This window comes from Paenibacillus lacisediminis (assembly GCF_046567315.2).
Genome location: NZ_JBKIAX020000009.1, coordinates 58683 through 80818 on the forward strand (window position 1 = coordinate 58683; position 22136 = coordinate 80818).

Annotated in this window: 21 protein-coding genes; 3 read left to right on the top strand and 18 right to left on the bottom strand. The window is 44.4% G+C overall.

Annotated features, from left to right (window positions below):
* Positions 1–42: 42 nt before the first annotated feature.
* From ACLD72_RS18050 to ACLD72_RS18070, 5 genes are read right to left on the bottom strand one after another with little or no spacing between them, the layout of a single operon-like run.
* Positions 43–1368 carry an aspartate aminotransferase family protein gene (locus ACLD72_RS18050; RefSeq protein ID WP_458476092.1) on the bottom strand — a complete coding sequence of 442 codons (1326 nt, stop codon included), beginning with the start codon at positions 1366–1368 and terminating at the stop codon, positions 43–45.
* Complete coding sequence (locus ACLD72_RS18055) at positions 1365–3020, bottom strand: 3-hydroxyacyl-CoA dehydrogenase NAD-binding domain-containing protein (RefSeq protein ID WP_411000620.1); 1656 nt, start codon at positions 3018–3020, stop codon at positions 1365–1367. Before ACLD72_RS18055 ends, ACLD72_RS18050 begins: the two co-directional genes overlap by 4 nt.
* Before the next feature lie 24 nt (positions 3021–3044).
* Entirely contained in the window at positions 3045–3827 is a 783-nt protein-coding gene (locus ACLD72_RS18060) for an acyl-CoA dehydratase activase (RefSeq protein WP_411000618.1), read from the bottom strand.
* Positions 3828–3858: 31 nt separating this feature from the next.
* Positions 3859–4179, bottom strand: coding sequence for a hypothetical protein (locus ACLD72_RS18065; RefSeq protein WP_411000617.1), 321 nt, complete (start codon positions 4177–4179; stop codon positions 3859–3861).
* Positions 4180–4229: 50 nt separating this feature from the next.
* Positions 4230–4586, bottom strand: coding sequence for a hypothetical protein (locus tag ACLD72_RS18070; RefSeq protein WP_458476093.1), 357 nt, complete (start codon positions 4584–4586; stop codon positions 4230–4232).
* 421 nt (positions 4587–5007) lie between these two features.
* On the opposite strand from ACLD72_RS18070, the gene ACLD72_RS18075 reads away from it, so the two are divergent.
* Both ACLD72_RS18075 and ACLD72_RS18080 read left to right on the top strand, forming a co-directional pair.
* Complete coding sequence (locus ACLD72_RS18075; protein ID WP_411000613.1) at positions 5008–5889, top strand: helix-turn-helix domain-containing protein; 882 nt, start codon at positions 5008–5010, stop codon at positions 5887–5889.
* Between the two features lie 108 nt (positions 5890–5997).
* On the top strand, positions 5998–7278 hold the full coding sequence (locus ACLD72_RS18080) for a glycoside hydrolase family 27 protein (RefSeq protein ID WP_411000611.1): 1281 nt from the start codon (positions 5998–6000) through the stop codon (positions 7276–7278).
* Between the two features lie 48 nt (positions 7279–7326).
* On the opposite strand, the gene ACLD72_RS18085 is transcribed toward ACLD72_RS18080, so the two are convergent.
* Positions 7327–8244, bottom strand: coding sequence for an ArsR/SmtB family transcription factor (locus tag ACLD72_RS18085; protein ID WP_411000660.1), 918 nt, complete (start codon positions 8242–8244; stop codon positions 7327–7329).
* 171 nt (positions 8245–8415) lie between these two features.
* On the opposite strand from ACLD72_RS18085, the gene ACLD72_RS18090 reads away from it, so the two are divergent.
* Positions 8416–9906, top strand: a complete 1491-nt coding sequence (locus ACLD72_RS18090) for a glycoside hydrolase family 43 protein (protein ID WP_411000609.1) — start codon at positions 8416–8418, stop codon at positions 9904–9906.
* A gap of 75 nt (positions 9907–9981) precedes the next feature.
* Here ACLD72_RS18090 and sigK read toward each other — a convergent pair whose 3' ends face one another.
* The 12 genes from sigK to ACLD72_RS18150 all read right to left on the bottom strand — a co-directional run bounded on the left by sigK (position 9982) and on the right by ACLD72_RS18150 (position 21994).
* Complete coding sequence (gene sigK / locus ACLD72_RS18095; protein WP_124332545.1) at positions 9982–10683, bottom strand: RNA polymerase sporulation sigma factor SigK; 702 nt, start codon at positions 10681–10683, stop codon at positions 9982–9984.
* Positions 10684–10996: 313 nt separating this feature from the next.
* Positions 10997–11746 (bottom strand): DMT family transporter, encoded by a 750-nt coding sequence (locus tag ACLD72_RS18100; RefSeq protein WP_411000607.1) that lies wholly within the window; start codon positions 11744–11746, stop codon positions 10997–10999.
* A gap of 625 nt (positions 11747–12371) precedes the next feature.
* On the bottom strand, positions 12372–13457 hold the full coding sequence (locus tag ACLD72_RS18105) for a hypothetical protein (RefSeq protein WP_458476094.1): 1086 nt from the start codon (positions 13455–13457) through the stop codon (positions 12372–12374).
* A gap of 194 nt (positions 13458–13651) precedes the next feature.
* The gene (locus ACLD72_RS18110; RefSeq protein WP_458476095.1) at positions 13652–14815 is read right to left on the bottom strand and encodes a hypothetical protein; all 1164 of its coding nucleotides are present in this window, start codon (positions 14813–14815) and stop codon (positions 13652–13654) included.
* A gap of 73 nt (positions 14816–14888) precedes the next feature.
* Entirely contained in the window at positions 14889–15908 is a 1020-nt protein-coding gene (locus tag ACLD72_RS18115; protein ID WP_411000601.1) for a hypothetical protein, read from the bottom strand.
* A complete protein-coding gene (locus tag ACLD72_RS18120) occupies positions 15895–17808 on the bottom strand; it encodes an AAA family ATPase (protein ID WP_411000599.1) in 1914 nt (637 codons plus the stop codon). Before ACLD72_RS18120 ends, ACLD72_RS18115 begins: the two co-directional genes overlap by 14 nt.
* A 69-nt stretch (positions 17809–17877) precedes the next feature.
* On the bottom strand, positions 17878–18393 hold the full coding sequence (locus tag ACLD72_RS18125; RefSeq protein ID WP_458476096.1) for a hypothetical protein: 516 nt from the start codon (positions 18391–18393) through the stop codon (positions 17878–17880).
* 82 nt (positions 18394–18475) lie between these two features.
* On the bottom strand, positions 18476–19237 hold the full coding sequence (locus ACLD72_RS18130; protein WP_411000595.1) for a hypothetical protein: 762 nt from the start codon (positions 19235–19237) through the stop codon (positions 18476–18478).
* Positions 19234–19458 carry a hypothetical protein gene (locus tag ACLD72_RS18135; RefSeq protein WP_411000593.1) on the bottom strand — a complete coding sequence of 75 codons (225 nt, stop codon included), beginning with the start codon at positions 19456–19458 and terminating at the stop codon, positions 19234–19236. Before ACLD72_RS18135 ends, ACLD72_RS18130 begins: the two co-directional genes overlap by 4 nt.
* Positions 19459–19704: 246 nt before the next feature.
* On the bottom strand, positions 19705–20370 hold the full coding sequence (locus ACLD72_RS18140; RefSeq protein WP_411000591.1) for a hypothetical protein: 666 nt from the start codon (positions 20368–20370) through the stop codon (positions 19705–19707).
* A 158-nt stretch (positions 20371–20528) separates the two neighbouring features.
* Complete coding sequence (locus tag ACLD72_RS18145) at positions 20529–21476, bottom strand: hypothetical protein (protein WP_411000589.1); 948 nt, start codon at positions 21474–21476, stop codon at positions 20529–20531.
* A complete protein-coding gene (locus tag ACLD72_RS18150) occupies positions 21473–21994 on the bottom strand; it encodes a DUF6932 family protein (RefSeq protein ID WP_411000587.1) in 522 nt (173 codons plus the stop codon). The genes ACLD72_RS18145 and ACLD72_RS18150 overlap by 4 nt, the downstream gene beginning before the upstream one ends.
* Positions 21995–22136: the final 142 nt, after the last annotated feature.

A 22136-nucleotide genomic window follows, 5' to 3' on the forward strand; every position in this document is an offset into this window, starting at 1 on the left:
TCATCGCCCCTTAAACATGATAATGGCTCCGGACTCCGCCGCTTATAGCAGTTCGTAAATCGATTGCTTAAAGGCGGCTACGACCGTTTCGCAATCCTCGTCGGTGTGCGCTCCCGACAGAAACATCACGCCGATTTCCGGCAGATTAACGCCGTTCTTCAACATGTGTTTACGCAGGAAATTGAAGGATATCGAATTGCTCTTCCAATTTGTATCCCTGGTATGCTTTACTTCGCCTTTGAAGAAATAGGGAACCATAATCGATCCTCGAGTCAACAACTGCAAAGGATATCCAACCAAATCCGCGTAATCTTCTACCTCCTGCTTGATCCACCGAGCTTGGCGTTCCATGCGTTGGTAAATGCCAGGATCCTGCTTCAACTGTTCCAGATTTGCGATTCCGGCGGCGCAAGTTATGGGGTTGCCCGAAAAGGTGCCCGTCGAGGAAATTCTCTTCCTGTTCGTTTCATGCTCATTATCAAAACGGAACAGGCTAATAAACTCTCTTTTTCCTCCTACGGCCCCAACCGGCAGGCCGCCGGCGATTATCTTACCGTAAGTGGAGATGTCGGCCTCGATATTCAAAAACTCCTTCATACCTCCATAACAAAAGCGAAATCCCGTTACTACCTCGTCAAAAATCAGTACGACGCCGCATTCGGCCGTAACCTCCCGCAGCTTGTGCAAAAAATCGGTGGCATCAATTGGACAAAACAAAGGGATAGGCTCCACGATGACGGCCGCCAATTCGTCCTTATGCCTGCGAATTGTATCGATGGCACTGGGATGGTTGAACGACAAAGTAATGACCTGATCAACCGTTTCCTTTGGGATACCCCCATATTCCGTTACACTTTCCGGTGCCTCTAACGTTCCCGCCGTCGAGGTACGTCCGGAAATTTGGGCATAATCATGCGTACCGTGATAATGCCCTTCAAATTTGGCGATTTTCAGCTTGCCGGTGTAGGCTCTAGCGCATTTCAAGGCGAACATGGTAGCTTCGGTTCCCGAATTGGTAAAGGTGATCATATCGACGCTTCCAAGGGCTTCTGTCATCATCTCCGCATAACGAATCTCATCGAGATGTCCCAAGCCGTGAAGCGTACCTTTTTGTACGGCACGAATGACCGCTTCTTCTATTGCAGGGTTGGCATGTCCGTGAATCAGCGGACCGAGTGCCATGGAAAAATCAAGATACTCGTTTCCGTCAGGATCATAAATCTTTGATCCTTTACCGTGATCAAAGAACAGGAATTCGTCGAAAAAACCTGTAGTATAATGAGACAGCAGAACCTTCTTCCCTCGATCCGCAAATTCATAGGATGATTTCATTTTTTCCCGCATCATCAACCTATCTTTCTTCTTCAAGCCTCCTCATCTCCTTGCATATAATCATGCTCCAGCCGCTCAGCGACTCCGGCAGGCAGGTTGAACATGTTGCTGTAAATAGGCCGAAGGACATCGGATATAACCTTCAAATCCCGATAACCGATCGCTTCTATGTCCTGGAAAATCCCATCATCGACTCCAAGCGCTTCTACGGTTTCCTTGTCCGCGATCCCTTCGTCCACTAGACGGAGCGCCTCAAGCATTTTGGATAGCATTGCAAGCGCAAGCGGCCTTACTTCCGAGTCGCTTACTTCAATTATTGTCCCGGCGAATGACTGAAAGTAGGCTTTAAGTTCGGTGTAAACCTTTGGATCCATTAAGGGGTGCGATACCAATTCTGTATTGGTCAAATATAGTCTTTGCGTATAAACCCCGAAGATCATGGACGGATTTAAAGCATTCTCCGTCAAATCGCCTAGCCGGTGAACAGGGCTATTAACCAAAACCGGCACATCGGTTCCGAACCGCTGCTGAAGATCTCGAAGCCGAACTATCTTTTCACTTTTGCTTTCGATGGAAAAATCGATAATCAGATTAATTTGTTCCGGTTCTTTTGTACAAAGCACTTGGAGTATTTTGTGGTGTAATTTGGGGTGATTCCGTTCGATTTCGCCCAGATAAGAAGTGCAGCCGGGATCGAAATAAACTTTGGTAGCTCTTTTGATCAATTGAAGGAGAATGTTGTTATAGATAACTTTCGGTCCCGTGACGTACAGCAAATCAAATTTACGCCCCGGCAGGAAATCCTCAGGCGGTAATTCGCTTCCCAAAGAGGGTGAAACATCTGCTTCGGCGATGATTTTGTGGAGATTCTCAGAAGTGTAGGACCGTTCAGTGAAGGCCGGGGAGTAATAGCGGTCCCCGTATTCCTCTTTCATCCGTTTGAAGAGAGGAAGTAGATCCGGCATCTCTGTCTTCATTTCATCGGCCATTCGAACATGAATCATATGAGGAGGTCTGACTCTGGTGACAATAATATACTTGCATAATTCGGAGAAGGAGAACGTTCCTTTTTCATACATGCGCAGAAGGTTCGATATTCCTATTCCCCCGACTCGATTATGTATGAACCCCAAGCATTCTTTGATAGGGTATGCCGCAAACCCGGCATCGATTAAATAGTTTTGGACATAGTTTAACGTTTCGGCTGAAACATGTTCATGAGTGATCAATTCGACATTGTTATTAGCGTAGTCAACGTCATAGAAATAAGCGACCAGCAATCTGGTATTGTCTTTCATCCACTTACCGACAGTACCAGGCAGCAGATTCATAGACTCGACAATAATCGGCGTATTCCAGGCGGCCGTCGCGTTTTCCAGCTCAGAAACCCGTCTTCGAATACCTTCCTCATCGTCGGAGGTGGCAACAATCAGCAAATCTGATTTGGACAAATCCTCAATATTCGACGTCCACTTCATCATAAGCGGATTAACGCCCACTTCAACGAGCTTGCCGTTGATTTTTTTGATTTTAATTTTCTGCTCCTTACAGGAAGGGTCCATCCTGCTGCTCCGATTGAAATCGCGTAGTTCGATCATCAGTACGTTATAACCGTTTGAAGCAAAATGATATCCTAGTGCATCTCCTTTTATGCCATCACTGATGATGCCGACTTTTCCTTTCGTCAAAGAATCATCTCCTATCCAGCTGCCTCATACGTCACTCTGCGCGGAAAGAATGGCTCCACCCAAAGCTCCGACAAAATCGCAATCTTTGGGTACGGTGATTTGCTCTACGCCAAATACATTTTTCATAGCGTTTACCATACCGACATTTCTAGCTACACCGCCGCAAAACGCTAGCTCCCCGTTCATCCGAACCCTTCCCGAAAGACCCTTTGTCTTCTCGGCGATAGAATGATGAATGGAGTTAACAATATCTTCCGGATTGACCTCCTGGGATATTAACGAAATGACTTCTGATTCTGCAAAAACCACACAGATACTGCTGATTGGTAATACTGTATTCGATTTCTGCGACATGGGACCCAGCTCATCCACTCCTACGTCGAACACTCTGGCCATAACTTCAAGAAATCGTCCCGTTCCCGCCGCGCATTTGTCATTCATTGCAAATTCCTGGACATCCCCATTATCCGTTAAACTGATTACTTTCGAGTCTTGGCCGCCAATATCGATAACGCTTCGGATCGAGGGGTTAAGAATATGGGTCCCCTTGGCATAGCATGTGATTTCTGTCACATTTTGTTGCGCAAAAGGAACATACTTTCTTCCGTAACCGGTCGAAGTAATCCGATTAATCTTATCTAACCCGATATCAAGCTGTTCCAGACACTGATTCAAAATTCGTTCACCAGCACCGCGAATATTTCCGGAAGTTAAGGTTTTGCCAAGAAACACGGTTTCGAGATGCTCATTCACGACTACCATTTCTGTGGTCGTTGAACCAATATCGATACCGCCGTAATACTTCATATCCATCGCCTCTCAATCAGTCAATAATGGATTAAACGGATTGTGGAATTTCAAAATCAGCAAACAGATTATGTGTATTCGTTTTAGTGAATACTTCTTCAAACCGTTCCCTTTGCTCTTCAATCGGAACCATCTTGGTCTCGAAAACGGTTTTAAGCATTTCCAGCGCGCTGCGCATCTGATCGATGGAAGGTTCTAATCCGCTTTTTTCCAATTGATTCTGCATCTCCTGAATTCGGTTATACGGTTCAATGACGCCATTGCGGTACTGGTCATTATCCCAGTTTCTGTTGCGTGTGCAAACTACAATTCTTAAACACTCCGTAACAACAGTCGGTACATATTCAGCCATTATGTTTCCTCCATTTCGGATCTGAGATTACTTTCGAAACCAGCAAATAGCTAAACAAAGAACCTGTTAAAATAGGAATACAGGATAGATTGAGACAGAGCACGAGCTTGTCGGGCATACTTCTCGCCCATAATCTCCAAGTACTCGTTCTCATCGTTATTAATGAAATCTTCTATCGTAAACTTATCGATCACGAGCCGGATAAACAGGCTTGTAAACTCGGCCAAATCAGTCTCTTCACCCGGGCATTGCCACCGAACCACTTGAAAATTTTCACCATCGCAAAACAAATATAAGAGAATAAGACCCCCGGATATTTCATCATAGAAGGAAACCTTCAAATTCCAATTTTGTTCTAAAGAATTGAGGTATTCTCCTTGGATCTCGTAGCTTTTGTGACTACTCATCATAAATCACCTCTAGTTTTGAGTTGCTTACGAGAAAAAACCTAGAAATACTTTCAGGCCTGTTCTTCATTTCAAAATCTCCCATTTTTCAAAAACGTCACCAGCCTATAGAAAACCCCCTCCCCGATTTCCAAAATGATAAATCAATGGTAATAAAATACGAAAAATACCTAAGATAATAAATATAATACAATAAATCTATAAAATCCAAAAAATTACTCTAAATCCCCTTTAGTATATTTTGTCATGTTATTAATTTCAACCAATTCCCTCAATATTCATATTTTTGACAAATTTTGCATTGCGGTATGAAACTTAAAGTTCAAATTCATGAAGTCCATAGCAAGAATACCGGTTAAGTCGTATGATTAATTACATACCTCCCTTACCAGTAAGGCAACTCACTTCAAGGAGGACATTTATGGACATCCCCAAAGGCACCTACGGCTTTCGGTTCGCGGAAGATCGGGAGCTCCAGTTATGCAGATTATTTGCGGCCGGCTGTGATTCGATCACCACTCCTTCTTATCGCTGGGACGGACTGGAGCGGACCGATGGGCCGCTCCTGCTGTTCCAATACACCCTCTCCGGCGAAGGCGTATATGAGTCGGGGAACCGGACTTACCGCGTCACCGCCGGGCAAGCTTTTCTCGCGGAAATTCCAGGACCCCATCGCTATTATTATCCCCCGGAATCTAAAAAGCCTTGGGATTTTCTGTTCCTGCTGTTCCGGCCCGATCTGATATTGCCCCATTGGCGTAAGTTCCTGCGTGAAGCGGGGGAGGTTCCGCAGCTGCCGGCAGACTGTGCGCCAGTCCGGTTATTGCGAATGATTGTGGCCGATGCGGCAGCGGGCAGAATCACCGATCCCTTGATCGCGTCGTCCTGCGTCTACCAGTTCATGACGGAACTTGCCAGAATGCAGGTCACCACGCTGCGGGACTGGGAGAACTGGCCGGAGAACGTAAGGCGCGCGGCCGAATTTATAGAGCACAATTATTCACGGATGATCAGCATCGATCAGCTTTCCGAGCATGTCTCCCTGTCCAAATACCACTTGATCCGGCGGTTTTCGGCCAGCACAGGCCTGACGCCCGGCGCTTATTTGACCCGCGTCCGCACCGAAAAAGCGATGGAACTTCTGCGGGGAACCGGCCTTAGCATTGAGGCCATAGCCGAGCGGATTGGCTACTCCAGCGGAAGTTATTTCATTAAAGCGTTCCGCAGCTTGACAGGGCTCACGCCGGGAGAATTCCGCAGCGGGGGCGAAAGCCTTGCTTATCGCAAGCTGTTTTTCGATTAACCGCAATATTATGCTATCGAGCTTTCAAGATTACTATAGATATTGCTAATCTCCTTTATTATGATGAACATGGCAAGAGCAATAATTAATCTGTAAAGGAGCTTTGCAATGGATCATAAGCTTACAGCGCCTGCTCCGCCGCTTGGTTGGAACAGTTGGGATTGCTACGGCGCGGCCGTAACAGAAGACGAGATTCGGGGCAATGCGGAATACATGGCGAAGCATCTCAAACCATTCGGCTGGAGCTATATTACCGTCGATATTCAATGGTACGAGCCCTATGCGAATTCCTCGCAATACCGGCCGTTTGTTCCGCTCGTGATGGATGACTATTCCCGGCTCATGCCTGCCGAAAACCGGTTCCCCTCCGCAGCGGGCGGCCAAGGCTTCAAGCCGTTAGCCGATTATGTACACAGCCTTGGACTGCAATTTGGCATTCATATCATGCGCGGCATACCGCGGCAGGCTGTTCACGCCGCCGCTCCAATTCTGGGTACAGCCGCGACGGCACGCGATATTGCACATACGAACTCGATCTGTCCCTGGAATACGGACATGTACGGCGTGGATGCCTCGAAGGAAGGAGCCCAAGCCTATTACGATTCTCTCTTTGAACTTTACGCAAAGTGGGGTGTCGACCTGGTGAAGGTGGACGACATCGCGGCTTCCAAGCTGTACGACACCCATCAGCCGGAAATCGCCCTGATCTCCAAAGCGATCAAACACTCCGGCCGGCCCATCGTGCTAAGCCTATCCCCCGGACCGGCTCCGGTGGAATACTCGGCGTTTTTCGCCGAGCATGCCAACATGTGGCGTGTCACGGATGACTTCTGGGACCAGTGGCCGCTCCTGCTGGATATGTTCGACCGTTGCCGGGCATGGCAGGGCGTACCGGGGGCAGGTTCCTGGCCGGACTGCGACATGCTGCCGCTCGGTCACATCGGCATTCGCTCGGTGGATGGCGGAGGTTCGGACCGCTGGACCCGGTTCACGCGCGACGAGCAGTTAACGATGATGTCGCTCTGGAGCATCTTCCGCTCGCCGCTCATCTTTGGCGGCGAATTGCGGGACTGCGACGACTGGACACTGTCGCTGCTGACCAACCGCGAGGTTCTGCGCATGCACCGGAAGAGCCGCGGAGCCAAGGAAGCGTTACGCCAAGGAGATCTCATCGTCTGGACGGCCGAAGACGCCGAAGGCTCCCGCTATGCCGCCGTATTCAACATCGGCGAAAGCCCGCTGCCGCTGGACCTGGCCCTTGAACAGATCGGCCTGACAGGTATCGCCGCAGGCACCGAGCTGTGGAGCGGAGCGCCGGCCGAGCTTACGGCAGGCATGCTGCGGGCCGCTGTGCCGCCGCACGGGGTGCGCCTTTGTCGGTTCTTTTGAGAAATAACAAAGAGACCTGCCCGCGGGTGAGGCAGATCTCTTTATCAACTAATGATCATCATTAAGATACGCGCGGATGACAATGTCTTGATCGTGATTGCCGAATCCGGAACCATACAATGTCAATCCCCCTACGTTAACCGCCTGCTCATCCACCGCGAAACGAAGCGTCCAGAACGGTTCCCGCAGCTTGATATCCGCGAGGGTCACCTCCGACATCCGCTCATTATCGATAAATGTACCCGAGGCATCAATGCGGATCGTCTTCAATAACCCGTATTGATTCACATTTCGATGCCACCACTCTGGTGTAAATCTACCCCGCGCAGCTCTTCCGAAGTCAGCCGGACTTGTCCATGTGCCAAGGGAGATCCCGTTAAATATGAATTCAATATCCGAAGGCCAATAATCTCTTAAACCGGGAGCTTCCGAAGCGATCTCCATGGAGATTTCGATAGCGTCCGCGGTTTGATCGGCAAGCAAAAAGTTAGGCATTTTGTATTCCACATAACCCCACCCAAACCACAGAATGGCGGCGTGAACCCGCTCGGGATCGAGAAAATAGCGCGGATCGTCCCAAACCCCGATTTCTTTCTCGCGCGTACCAAGCCCGCAAGTAGGATGGACTTCAAAAGCGGTGTAATGACCGACGGAAATACTCTGCTCTCTGGTCTTCGCGCTGTGACCGGCAGACGGCAACTCAATTTCGACGGTTTTTTGCTTGAGGAAACACATTTTGTGCGTTCCCCCGTTCAGCCGTACCCTGCGGCTTCCGACGAGCCCGGCTTGTTCAAGTTTTCGGATGTGCATGGTAACGATCGAGGGGCTGAGTTCCAACCGATCCGCAATATCCTTCACATTCATCTCGCAACCGGCAATGAGACTCATCATTTTCCATCGGACTTCGCTGGCCAACGCTTCGTATAACGGCATAAATTTCGCTTCCCCGTTTGCTTTAATGTTCATCATAATCTCCTAACCGCATCTATTGAATTTACATATATATTAATTTAAAAGATATAACATGAACCATCAGGCTTAATCCATTGCATGATATTAAACCATGGTGTTTAATTTCCTTAGCTGCTAATCACACTTAGATTTATATACATGTGAAATTATGAAAGAGGTGGATCGATGAAATACAATAACCCGGTCATCAAAGGATTTTATCCTGACCCCAGTGTATGCAAAGTAGAAGATACCTATTATTTGGTATGCAGTTCCTTTCAGTACTTCCCCGGCGTTCCGATTTTTGCGAGCGAAGACCTGATTAATTGGAAGCAAATCGGTTTTTGTCTAACCCGAGAGAGTCAGATTCAGCTCGGCAAGGTGGGCAGTTCCGGCGGCGTTTTCGCTCCCACGATTCGGCACAACAACGGGAGGTTCTACATGACCACGACCAACGACACCACTCGTCAGAATTTCTATGTATGGACTGACGATATTTACGGTGAATGGTCCGAACCGATCTATGTGGATCAGGGGGGAATCGATCCCGATTTGTATTTTGAAGACGGAAAGGCCTTCTTTATGAGCAACGGGAAAGACGATAACGGGATTGGCGGAATCGTTCAGTGTGAAATTGACATTGAAACGGGCGGCAAGCTATCGCCAAACCGTTCGATTTGGCGAGGAACAGGCGGACGATATTTGGAAAGCCCTCATATGTATAAAATAAATGGCCGGTATTACCTTATGGCGGCTGAAGGCGGAACTGAATATGGGCATATGGTCACTTATGCACGGGGAGATTCGATCTCCGGTCCGTTCGAAGCCTATCCGCACAATCCCGTGCTGACCAACCGCAATCTGGGCGGTTATGAGCTGCAGGGGGTTGGCCATGGCGATCTGATTCAAGACAACGCCGGAAATTGGTGGATGCTCCATCTGGGTTTCCGGCAAATCGGCCAATGGCTTACCTACCATCACCTTGGCCGCGAAGTTTTCCTTACGCCGGTTACTTTTGGCGAGGATGGCTGGTTTACGGCAGGACATAACGGCACCACCCTTACGAGTTTTGAAACTGAGCGGATCCCAAGTCATGTCATCCAGCAGGAGAAAAAGACTTTTACGTTCGAGAACACGGAGTGGAGTCTGGACTGGTGTTATCTCCGCCATCCTGTTGCGGAAAACTATCGGTTAGAATTCGATAAGGCAACGCTTAAAGGGACCGGAGTGACTCTGGATATGCCGGAATCCCCGACATTTATCGGCATTCGCCAAAGGGACTTCAACGCGGAAATCTCTTGCAATGTACAGCTTACAAACGGAGAAGCCGGCATCACACTGTATATGGATGAAAATCACCATTATGATTTGGCTGTACGTAAAGATGAGCACGGGTACAAAGTGATCGAGCGCCTGAATATCGGTGATATTAAATCCATTGAATATGAAGTAGACCTGGGAAATGACAACCATGCTGTTCTGATGATACGGGCCAGTCATGAGCGCTATAGCTTCCTGGTTCATGCAAACGGCAAGGACATCCCCTTAGGCACGGCGCAAACCAGATACCTTTCCTCCGAAGTTGCGGGAGGGTTTACCGGCGTACTTATCGGTTTATATGCCTATGGGGAAGGCTCTATGGCTGAGTTTACAAAATTCAAGTGCGATTATCTTTAAAAATGGTAAAGCCGGCTACCCAGGATTAACCTGGGAACCGGCTTAAAATGAGGCAGTGTTATTCTATAGAGGCCCTCATTTCTTCTGTTTATAAAACTCATGATAAAGCTTCATGAGCGCTCTTTTTTCGATCCGGGACACGTAACTGCGGCTGATCCCCAGTTCCTTGGCGATTTCGCGCTGGGTCCGTTCTTCTCCCCCATGCTCCAGCCCGAACCGCCCTTTGATCACTTCCTGCTCCCGCGCATCCAATATATCGAGGTTCCGGTATATTTTGCTCTTTTCCATCTTGAGCTGTACCCGATCCACCACGTCATCTGCTTCCGTCCCCAAAATATCGATCAGGGTAATCTCATTGCCTTCCTTATCCGTCCCGATCGGATCATGCAAAGATACGTCCTTGCGCGTTTTCTTCAGCGATCTCAAATGCATGAGAATCTCATTTTCGATACACCGCGCCGCAAACGTTGCCAATTTTGTGCCTTTTCCCAGACGGAAGCTTTCGATGGCCTTAATCAGCCCGATCGTGCCGATCGAGATCAAATCCTCCAGATCCTCGCCGGTGTTGTCGAACTTCTTCACGATATGCGCCACAAGCCGTAAATTGTGCTCAATCAAAATGTTGCGGGAAACCGCATCCCCTTCAGCCATCCGCTGAAGATGCTTCGTCTCCTCCTCCTCCGTGAGCGGCTGGGGAAATGCGTTGTTTTTCACGTAAGAGACGAGCAACGTCAACTGTTTGATGAACAATGCTATGGCGGTAAATAATCCTGGCATAGATGACACCTCCTGCTGAATCACATGGCAATGAAAATAAACCTGCTTCATTTTGGGTCATTTCATTGTATGTGGGCAGAGGCCCAACCGTGCCTGTACGGGGGGAATTTTGATTTCTAAGTTATTTGCTCGGTAATCTTATTCTCTTTCTTCTTTCTTAGCATGGGGGCTAATTGTATGTAGCAAACCGACAGCAACAATAGAAGCAAAGCAGCTATTTGCAGCCAGCTCAATTTTTGGCCGAGGATAAGCACATCAAGCGCCGCAACTTGAAGCAAAACAAGATTATTCAGGACACTGCTTTCGTATGCTCTTAATTTTTTTGAGTCCAAGTCCATAAATAAAAAGCCAGAGCCCCATTTATTGAGCCAAGCCAAAAGAGGATTAAAGCAAGTTTCAAGGAGATACCCGGAAAACCGTCTTTTATTAAACCAAACAGGAGCGTAAAAACCGCTCCAATAAACATCGGACGCAGGACCAGATCTTTGGTCTCGGCCAGATTATTGGACATAAAGTGACGAGTGGCTCCTAAATTAATGGTATATCCCACTGAGGATAGTAACACGAATCCAATGCCAATCAGACTTCCAAATTCAAATTCCCACGGATAATAATACATGACAATACCCATCGTAATTCCGAAAATGCCAACTAGAATGCCGTGGCTTTTGACCGCGCGAAGCCATAAAATATCCAGCAATATAACCAACAAATTGTTCCCAATACTTAACATCATGCTTGTCTGTGTTGGAGAGATGAAGAACTGGCCGGCGTATTGCAATCCTTGTGCCATCACGTACCCGGTAATTCCAAGCAACAAATAGTGTTTCATTTTCAACTTGGAGGTAGCACCATCAATTCTATTATTTTTATGTATAGTTCTTTGACGTAAACGTACGGCAGTGGAGATCAAATACATGACCAATACGGCTATAGAATAACGTAACCCTGCTAACATAAGCGTGCTTATCCCTTCCTCAAATGCAACTTTATTCAAAATATAAGAGGAGGACCAGAGAAAAGTTACGAAAACGCCAACCCAAACAGCAACCAACCGGTTCATGAATATCTCCTTCGACAAGTTCTACGCCACCCGCAGGTGTCTCCATCCGTAACTTATCATAGTTGTGTTAACTGGGTATTATTTTCATTAGTTACTTTCGAAGAATTCATCATCCTCAAATAATTCCTTCTGAGGGGTTACTTGAATTTACCCCGGTCAGCATTTCCGCGAATAGATATTTTAGTTGTTACATCAGAAGCAGTATTTAAATGCCATATCGTATATGATCCCGAAAAACCCGAAAATTTTATATATGCCTCTTCTTCGGTAACATCGCCTGATTTGCCGGCAGCTATCTCCCGAATCCATTAAGCGCTCTTCAGATCAATATCCGCTGTCTGGACGCTTTGCACGATTATCCCGTTTGATCCGGAAGCAGAGAGGGAGATAAATTCAGGAGAAGAAAATAGGTTTGGGAGAAGCAGACATGTTCGAGATCGTTAGACAGGTTGGTGAGAATGAGGGTTAGGTGAAGTGAAGCAGACCTGACGGGAGGAATGGGGGCAAGACACCGGGAAAAATGAAAGGACCGTGATAAGCCCCCACCCTCTACCTCTGAACAAAAGGGATAATCGTGCAAAGCAGCATGCAGGAATACCAGGACACGAACGCTATCATAATTTATTTAGCGAATTTTCGTCCAATGGAAACCGTCATTCGAAATGACAACATTACTTCCATCTCCATAACCGATTAATTTTGAGCCTGCTTGAATAACCGACATGGCATTCGGTAAAGACTTATCCAGATTGGTCGTTTTCCAATGGACTTGGTCAGTTGAGGTCAGCACTTTGGAACGTACCACCCCCGGGCTAAACCAATATTGTGCAAAAATCATGTAATTCTTTCCGATTTTGAACATTGGGGAACGGGAATAATTGGTGTCCAGCGTTTTTTTAATGCTTTGCACCGTAAAGGTTGTCCCGTTTTTCGAGGTCAGTCGGTTGCCGAAATCGTCGAACAAGGTAACGATGCCGCCGGTGACCGGCTTCTCAAGCTGAAAGCTATAATTAATTCTTGGAACATCATTGACTGCGAAGGAGTATCTCAAGTCCGACTTAACGTTGCCGGATTGCATGGTCCAATTTTGAAGGTCGTTTGAACTGTAAACAATCATTTCCGCATACCTTTTCTTATTGGCATCCACGATAAATTGATTTTTGGGATGCGTTTTTGACTTCGTATAAAAGGTATACCCGCCGCCGAAAGCGGAATATATCTTTCCATTGTCACTAAATGCCTTAGCGAGCAAAACGTATTGTCCGTTTATGTATTGGACGGTTTCAATCGTGTAGGGTTCGGAGTCTTCGTTACTCAAGCTGAAGGAAAACCACTGTTTTCCGTCCGTGGACTCATAAGCATGAATGATCGAATCCTGTTGGTTTACATGCATGGTAGCCAGGTAAAATTCCCCTTTGGCATAGTGAATCCGATACATTTCATCCGTAGGAATCCGGTAAGATACCCAACTTTTCCCGTAATCGCGGGTAACGTTCAAATAATCGTACGTCACGACCATGATCGTCCCCTTTTCATCCGCTGCAATCGAAATAATTTCATCCCCGGTTGCGCGATTGAAAGCAACCTGAAACTCCACCGGATCACCCGTAATATGAATTTCGGTCTGCTCTTCGGCCGCGTTTATGCCGCTTGGCAGTATATTCGACAGAATACAAACGATCACAAAAATTGCAAAATACTTTTTTCCCATCCTAAAGCCTATTTTTGTTTCACTATTCATTTTGCGCACCTGACCCTTTCATAATAGTTTAGTCGATCCCTGCTCACTTCTTCGACCGGTAAACGATCACAAAGTCGCTGTTCGCTCCCGCAGGGGCGATCCAGGAATCACCACTAGTAAGGTAGTAAGAATTATCCAAATCGATGATTAAATTCCCGGAGTTTTCATCGGATACGACATTGTGAACCAAAAAAAAGTTGATCCGCCGAATCGGGAACTTGTTTTCGGTTTATTTTCACGGCAATCGGATCATCCCATTCTACTTCAAGGCCATCGTATTCTTGCTTGGGATAGCTCACGCGGTAAATGCTACTGCTCAGCAGCTTGTACTCAAACTGATCTTCTTTGTCCGGATCCAGGGCACTATAATCGGCCTTTGTAAAGGAATCGTCTTCCGTCAGCGGACGAGCGGAAAAAACGACATCTTCGGAGGTTCGGAATTCCACATTCTCCAACATAGAGGCTAGACTAATCCCCTCTCCGACATCAACATATTCAAAACGGTTTTCTTTCACTTCCAGCGGTTTCATGTCGCTTTCGGGGTATTCTTTCTTGATACGTTCTATGTATTGGGTGTTATGAATTTCACCGGTCATCCTACAGTAATTATACGCGGGGCCATAAATAATCGGATCGATCGCTTGCGGATTTCTGATGTCCAGAATTTCCTTCATTCTAGCGTCCATATATTTGTCTTCCTTGTTGACGTACAGGGAAATTTCGCCTTCCCCGTTACCAAAACGGCTGGCCAACTGGTGAAACAGTTTATTGGTTTTATCAAAGTATTGATTCTGGTTCGCCTTACCGCCCTTGAAGAAAATCTCCAGCTCCAAGCCGAAATGGCTGTTCTTCAAAAATGTCTCCAAATCCCCGTCATATTTTTGTTCCAGCGTAAAATAATCGAAACCTCCGTGGTCAAGCTCGCTGGAGATGCTGTACTTCTGAACGTAATACTCATCCGTTACTTTAAATTTGTCAATCAGTTGCTCTTTAATATCGGCTTTAATCCATTCGGTTTGATAATTATCCGAAAGTACATTTTTAAACTCATCGCTGTACCGGTTCCATGTGGGTCCAGCTAACACTTGAAATGAGGTACCATTAGACTCCAAAGTAACCGTCCCGCTTTTGGGGACTTCACGCTTAAAAACGGGAATCGGCCCGTTAAACCCAGCGTAGGACAGATTCACCTCCACCACTTTCACGTCGTTCATCCCGTATTTTTCTATGACGTAAGTTTGAGCCATTTGGGCCAGCCCTTTTTTTACCTGCTTTTCCTTCGCCTCCCTCGAGCCGGAGCATCCGGTAACCAGGATACAAACTGTCAAAATGATCACTATGATGCAAATGGTTTGAAGTGCTAAGTAACTTTTCATTTAAACACCATTCCTAAGTTAAAAATTACAAAATATATAGTTCTAACTCTTCACAAATGTCCTGTGTAATCTTGGCCAACACCTTTTTATCCAGGTTTTCATGTCCAATATAATTAGATGTAATCATTTGGATCACATCTTCACGGCTGGAAAAGAGCCGACCGCTGTACAGACTGTACAACTCATCAATTTGTGATTCAGTGTAGACGACCTTTTTTCTAATCAAATCGAGCACATGATCTTTGTGGTGATTATATAACTCCTTGATTTTAAATACCTGAAGGTTATTTACTACTTTCTGCCTCAACACAGGATCCATACATTTGTCCCGTATGACAATTTCAAATTCTTCGCCTTTGCCAAACAAATAATCAATCTGAGAGGTAACACCAGGTTTTAATTTGCTTTTATCAACCATGTCGATTCCGAATTTGAAATATTGACCGAACTCATCTACGTATGGATTTAAATGCGTGTCTATTGTAAAATCATCGGTTCCTTTGAGATCGGAGTTGCAAATACTGCAACAGGGAATCAGATTGTATAAGGATGCAGCAAGATAGGGATATGTCGCTTTGTCATAGAAATGATCGAGCCGAGCTCGTGTTTTCCCTTTGTAGACCGGGTCGTCGCTGATTACCATAAATGTATATTGGCGATTGCAATAAGGGCAAACATTTACATTCAACTTGGAAACAAGTTGGTAAGCCCCCCATTTTGCCGGCGGATAGCTCGTAACAAAAGTATTATAATTAAATATTTGAAGCAACTCCCTGTATAACACGGTTTTTCTTGAGGATTTATCTTCGAATGTGACTCCATACGAACCTTTAATTTCCTTAGCTATTTGATCTAATCTCTGTGGTTTACCGATTAGAATATCGTCAATATAATCTCGAAGATATGTATAAAAGGGTTTGTTTCGACCGTGCTTGATTCCAATTTTGAAGCTTAACTTGCGAATAATCTTTGTTTTAAAATATTTTAGATGTTCCCTCTCAACTTCAGCCATATTGACCTGATTATCTGCATTAATTAAAATCATTACCCTTCCCTCTTTTCAACTCTTCAATCTCGATTTGCATCTTTCTGATCGTTTCAAGAAGTTGCCTGTTGCCTTGAGTACTGTCCACATAATCGTGGATCTTATTTTTCAGCATACTAGAAATTTTCGTTCGAAGTATAGGTTCCCCGATCTGCCCAATTAGGGATTCAAGCACAACCCGTCGTTCAAACAATTCCGGGGACGGGGTTTCATTTATGGTGTTGATAAGCGATAACAAAACTTGATTCGCAAATTCACCAATTAGCCCGGTTTTTATAAAAAAGGCATCGGCAAATAATGTATGGATATTAGCGGCAAAGGTTTGTTTGGTTTCCTGCAGCCCATCAATGACCTGGCTTCCATTTTCTCCTTTATCTATAAAAATCAGGTTAGCCTTGGGTAAATCGGAAACGATGATGGGCGAATTGGAAGTGAGTATGATTTGTATATTCCGATTGGTATAGATGGACGGTAAATATCGAATCAAATTGTATAAAAAACTCTTTTGCCATTCCGGGTGTAGATACAGTTCGCCTTCATCAATAAGAATTAGCACATTTCTCTCTAGATGCATATTGCTAGCGATCTGTTGATTGTCAGCTAAGGCATAAAATCTTGCGTAGCAACTTAAAAATGCTTTTTCCCCAGAGCTTAAATCCCCCCAGTTAAAATCGAGGAGAGGGAATAAACGTGCCACTTCCACATGTAAATCTAGTAGTTTTTTTAAAGGAGATTCGGATTCATTTTCTGATCCATTAAGCGGAATAACAAACGAGTAATCTACATGGCTGACTGTATCTTTAGTTATATGTACTTCGAAAAAATCAAGTAATTGCTTGATGCAATCAAACCAACGCCAAAGTGCATCGTAACTGTACTTATTATTTTTAATACCCTGTATCATGGTCTGGAGAACAAGTGTTAGTTTTTTATAAAGACTATCCTCTTCGTTATATGCATAGTTTAACACAGTTTCATCTAACACTAACTCTAAGTTCATTTCTTGAAGTTCCTGAAAGAATGTATCTAAAAGTGAGACCCAAAAGTGTTTTTTTACTTTATCGGTCCAATTTTGTTCTGAATGCGAATTCACTAAATGTCTTATGATGTAGTTAAAATTAGAATTGTCTTTTTTCCTTTTATTTTTCGGATCTACAGCCTGAATATCGAATCGAGTGGACCGCGTAGTTACAATCACATGATCTGGTAGTTTGAAAGGTAAATATTGCAGTTCATTTCGAGTGCTATAGATAAAATGAAGTTGTTTTCGGATTTCCTCCAATCGATACAATTCGGTTTCGCTAATCAAAAAATCCTCATTCATTTCTTTAATGTCATGTTTATAATGTTTTACTAAGTAATTCGTAGAAATATTGCGCATTCCAGCCCATTCAAGTTCTTGTCGGACGTCGAAGATGTTCGAATAGAACACAACAGTTGTGTCGCTTATCACAGAAGTAAACAACTGCAGCATTTTATCGGCATTTTCTTCATAATAATAAGGTTCCTCAAAATCGAAGTCATAAAAGTTACCTTTTTCAATCCTTAGGTCGGAATGAACAAAAATTTTTCCCCTTCCTTTCTCATTTCGCATGATGATGATTGCTTTATCTAAAAGCCCTCCTGCTCCCTCAACAAGATTCTCTTTTATGTATTCCAGAATTGTTGTTTTGCCAGCTCCATTTTTACCGATTATGCCTGTAACGTTCACGATCTTACCATGCTCAGGATCGCGTTCATTACCGATTTGAAAAAATTGAGGGAGATACTGATCATTCCTCTCAACACGTAATTCCCTTGAGGCCTTGTTATATTTAAAACGCAGCTCACTACTGAAATTAAACTGCTGTTCTTTAAATACACCTCTGTAGTTGTTTAAATAGATATATAGTAGCTCCATTTCACACCTCGTTATAAGTTATGAAAACAAGTGGAAACCCTGTAAAAACACAGGGTCTAGTCCTTTCTACTACAATTGCGGTAACTTTAATAGGGATTCAAAAACTTGTTCTTTAATGGATGCTGCGTCGCATACGTTAACAAGGGGGATTGTCTTTCCAAGCGCCTGCTGAAGGCCCCAATACCGGTTTACGGACTTGTCTCTTGTCTTGCTTATCCATAGCCCTTCGTTTTCAATGATAAAATGATTTTCTAAACGGTAAGGATCGTGAAACAACCAATGATCCGAAATGGCCGGCATATGTTCCCATTTGGACAAGTCGTAATGAAAACGCGACAAAGTGATTTGCGGGCACACCTCTTCACCCTCCAAATCTATCTCTACCACGAATACCGGTCCATCCTTCAAATCCGGTACCTGATCATTGCCAGCGGATTCACCTTCCAACTGATATACTTTAATAAAGTTACTGAGCAGCCAGCCATCCTCATAACTATCCGATTTCCAACGCAAAAATTTGGAATTGAGGGAGACAAACCCTTGCTCCCGTCCAACCATGTCCATTTCGCCCAAAAGCAGGCTCACATTTTTGTACGTTTTCCGAATCACTTTTACCGCAAGACTAATGTTTCGCCATACTCATTTATTGAAGACATAGTATTCCTCCTTAATGGTCGTTTTTTGTTGGCCAAATCATATTTTTGTATTCATGTGTCCTAGCTTTAAAGGTATAAACCTGTTCATGAATAGTTAGTTGTCGAACTTCTCCGGTTAAAAACCCGTGGAACCGCTCAAATCCCTTTTTCTTTAACAAATCCGTCAAATTCCGAATAATCATTTGCTGTCCCCTGTCATAAGAAGCGGTACCGACCGTTTGCAATTGCTCCAATACGTTCTGCCACGCCAAAAAGCCCAAAGGGATGCTCAAAGGAATAATCGCCCGACTCTTTATATCGGCTTCCACGGGCAACAAAATTTCAAAAGGAGCCAAAAAGACAAGGTAGGCCGGGCGTCCGTTTCGAATGTCCTCGAGCATTCTGGCATATCGAGCCAATTGATGACTGCTCACTTCAGGAGAAACTTCCTCCAACTCTTCATCATCCGATGAAATGCCGCTATAATATTTGACCTCAATCCCTATGATTACATCGGAATGCTCCAGGATAAGATCGATCTCCCCCTCTGTATATCGCGGCCAGAAATGGAGTGTATAGTCAAAATCTTGAATGGAATCAAGAAGCTTACGCCAACCTGAATCAGGAGCCTGTACATCATCTTCAAGCCGAACAGCAGCAAGTACATGTTCCAGCCCCTGTTGAAAAGGCAGATAACGGATCGCTCCGAAAAAATCCCCGGTTAATTGATCTTCCAGCCGATCAGACAAATTGCTTCCTGTACACGAAATTTTGTTGTGAATTTCAGCAATCAATCACCTTCCCCTCCTTTGACCAAAATATGATCCACCCACTCCATTAAGGCACTTCGGTCCCCTCCTGGAGTTAACCCGATAGCCCCCATATTGTATCTCCTGTGAAAATCCGGCTTAAAAAAATCCAGGTCCTCATCCCATACCGGAGTCACGATAAACACGCTATCCACCGCCCGTTGATCGACGCCCGCCAAGAAAATCCCGTCCGTGTACTTATGCATCTCCCCGAGAGTTCTAGAGGCAAACTTCCAATGATACTTCGCCTGATACTTCGCCGCCTCGACTAAATACGCCTATTCCACTGGCCTCCAAGCTTTCCCTTTCGTACGGGGAAACAATACTTGGGATTCAGCGAATCGTAGTAAGTATTATTTAGCGTTTGACTGTAAGTAGCTACCTTGTAATCCTCGCTCAGCAACTCCACGGCCAATCGGTCCATTTCCGCTTCCATGGCTTTAGTCTAGTTCTCAGCGAATAGGCTTTCTATTTTTTTCCACAGTTCTTTGATATAATTCATGCAAATCATCGATAATGAACGGACGTTGTTTTGGAATCTGGGGACACGGATGGTAGTAATAATAGCCTGATTTTCGTGTTGGATGTGGTTTTCCAAAGGAAAGGATACCCGAGGTTTGAATTAACGAAAACCACTGTTCTTTAATTTGGACTAGAGGTTGCCAATGTCTTTTATGCGGCTTCACTCCCCACCCCAGAAGAATCCATGGATGTTGTTGCAACTCAGCATTTTCAATTAATGATTCGTCGTAATCAAACATTTCACGTTCCACTAGGTCCACGTACTGTTCAATCGCATCTTGATCATCCGTATTTTGCAGCCAAAACAAATTGTAAATATGGAACTTTCCCTCTACCTCTTCACCATAGACCCGTTCCAGAAACGCAGCCAACTGTTTCATAGTAGGATCTGCGTTGACTTGTCCCTGAGCCTCTTCGTTTACCAAAAGTTGCTTAAAAAGGTGTGGTTCAGTCCTTTCCAACGAAGCTGATCCTGGATTCAAAAGCAGGCAGCACCCCAACGATTTGTTAGATCGCCCCCATTGAAGATACGCTGCCTTGCGAAAAAAATGCTCCCCGCGTTTCAGGAAATGACCGTGCACTTGAAAATTTTGCATCCTATTCCTCCATCCTCAGATAAGTGATTTCTATACCATTCATTTACATAAACTAAAAACTTATTATGAATTTTTAAACGGTTGTCCCTAAATTAATTTCGGTAAGAAACAAAAAAGAGAAGAACTTATTTTAAGCCTCCTCCTTCTAATGCTTCCATTTAGTCAAGGTATTCAACGTCATTTAAAATCCAAGACACCTTTTCTTTTCCGGCAGAGCTTTGTGTAATTATTTTCAACAATCCCGCACGGCACCTTTTATCAAGATATCCTGCAGACTTTGATACCTTATCTTTCACAATTCTACCCACAATTTTATTTCCATCTGGAGTACATAATTCAAACGAGTTAGTCCTTACATTAATGCCAGTCAATCTGCCTTCAAGCACTACCTCTTCCTCTCGCGAGGATAATCGTTCGTTAAGAATTGTAAAGATCTTTCCTGCCTTATCAGGATCAAAAGATGCTTTTGTTTCTTGATTATTAGCTTGAATAGTAACCCAATTAATTTCCACAGGGACATCCAAATCGCGGATACTCTTTGTCCAGTCCGTATAATATTTTAGGGTTCTGGTTCCCAAGGATGATACTGCCTCCAATAAGGATTCTTCTTCGTCAGAAGCATTAAATAAACTGTAAAGTTCTGAAATAATTTGACGTTGTGGGGCTTCGTCGATCGTCAATTGTTCCTCATGCTTCAAATCAATAACAGCAATAAAAGATCCAGCCTTTACCTCTTTAAGAATCCAAGAATTTCGTTCAATTATCTCTTGTGGAATTGGACCACGGTTACTAGGTTGATTAAATAATGTATTGGCAACGCAATCCGTAAGAGCTTGTAAACCACCTAGAACAGTTGTAAGGGTTCTAACCGGTATCTGCCCAGAAGGAAGACTTTTTGTTTCCAACTTTACTTCCAGTTCCTCTGACTGAAACTTACTCTCTTCAATAGCTTGTCGTTTTAATTCATCAAGTCTCTGATGTAACGAACCGATTTCCAATTCGGAGATATAATTCGGCAATCCTAAAGCTTCATGATTCGCTTTACAAACTTTAATTATTTCTTCAGTTATTTTAATTTGATTGGTTAGTTCATCAAAGGCGTTCATCGTTTTACACCCCCTGCCATAAGTGATAGTAACTCCTGTTGTTCTATTTGTACCATACCTTTCGGGTTCCGTGACCTATCAAAACTAAACTGTCCCATCCAATAAGTCTGCATAATTTTTATATTTTGCTCGGGAAAAGCTGCAAGTTGTTGTGGGTCCCAATGTTCAAAAGACAAACAAAAATATGCATCACAGTCATATCTTCTTGATACACTTTGAATTAAATTCTTAAGTGTCGTAGCTTGTTCGCCGCTTTGAATATCTTCAGGGTAGTAAAATACAACAAGGTCAATATCATTAGGATCAACCTTCTGGGTAAGAAAACTTCCATCTAACCAAATATATCGAGGTGTAAGTACTTCTAGCAACTGTTCAATCCATTGCTTGAAATTATGATAAATAACCGATCTTCTTACTGATGTTGAAAAATCATAAACAAACTGCTGCTCAAATTCGCTCAAATTATAGGTGTGAATCCCAGGTGTAAGATTGCCGTTTGGCAAGAATTGTTGTATCATAACCTGTTCTCCTCATTTTTCCCATTTACGCAGTACTCTATCCCCTAATTATAACCTAGAGGTAATTGCTGTCAATGTTAACCAACTTCCCATACTTTAAACAAAAAAGAAGTGGCACCATTCATGCCACCTCTCACCTTTT

Excerpts from the sequence above, each read along its gene's own strand:
- ACLD72_RS18060 (WP_411000618.1), bottom strand. The coding sequence starts at position 3,827 with ATGAAGTATTACGGCGGTATCGATATTGGTTCAACGACCACAGAAATG.
- ACLD72_RS18065 (WP_411000617.1), bottom strand. The coding sequence starts at position 4,179 with ATGGCTGAATATGTACCGACTGTTGTTACGGAGTGTTTAAGAATTGTA.
- ACLD72_RS18070 (WP_458476093.1), bottom strand. The coding sequence starts at position 4,586 with ATGAGTAGTCACAAAAGCTACGAGATCCAAGGAGAATACCTCAATTCT.
- ACLD72_RS18075 (WP_411000613.1), top strand. The coding sequence starts at position 5,008 with ATGGACATCCCCAAAGGCACCTACGGCTTTCGGTTCGCGGAAGATCGG.
- ACLD72_RS18080 (WP_411000611.1), top strand. The coding sequence starts at position 5,998 with ATGGATCATAAGCTTACAGCGCCTGCTCCGCCGCTTGGTTGGAACAGT.
- ACLD72_RS18085 (WP_411000660.1), bottom strand. The coding sequence starts at position 8,244 with ATGAACATTAAAGCAAACGGGGAAGCGAAATTTATGCCGTTATACGAA.
- ACLD72_RS18090 (WP_411000609.1), top strand. The coding sequence starts at position 8,416 with ATGAAATACAATAACCCGGTCATCAAAGGATTTTATCCTGACCCCAGT.
- sigK (WP_124332545.1), bottom strand. The coding sequence starts at position 10,683 with ATGCCAGGATTATTTACCGCCATAGCATTGTTCATCAAACAGTTGACG.
- ACLD72_RS18100 (WP_411000607.1), bottom strand. The coding sequence starts at position 11,746 with ATGAACCGGTTGGTTGCTGTTTGGGTTGGCGTTTTCGTAACTTTTCTC.
- ACLD72_RS18105 (WP_458476094.1), bottom strand. The coding sequence starts at position 13,457 with ATGGGAAAAAAGTATTTTGCAATTTTTGTGATCGTTTGTATTCTGTCG.
- ACLD72_RS18115 (WP_411000601.1), bottom strand. The coding sequence starts at position 15,908 with ATGATTTTAATTAATGCAGATAATCAGGTCAATATGGCTGAAGTTGAG.
- ACLD72_RS18120 (WP_411000599.1), bottom strand. The coding sequence starts at position 17,808 with ATGGAGCTACTATATATCTATTTAAACAACTACAGAGGTGTATTTAAA.
- ACLD72_RS18135 (WP_411000593.1), bottom strand. The coding sequence starts at position 19,458 with ATGCATAAGTACACGGACGGGATTTTCTTGGCGGGCGTCGATCAACGG.
- ACLD72_RS18140 (WP_411000591.1), bottom strand. The coding sequence starts at position 20,370 with ATGCAAAATTTTCAAGTGCACGGTCATTTCCTGAAACGCGGGGAGCAT.
- ACLD72_RS18145 (WP_411000589.1), bottom strand. The coding sequence starts at position 21,476 with ATGAACGCCTTTGATGAACTAACCAATCAAATTAAAATAACTGAAGAA.
- ACLD72_RS18150 (WP_411000587.1), bottom strand. The coding sequence starts at position 21,994 with ATGATACAACAATTCTTGCCAAACGGCAATCTTACACCTGGGATTCAC.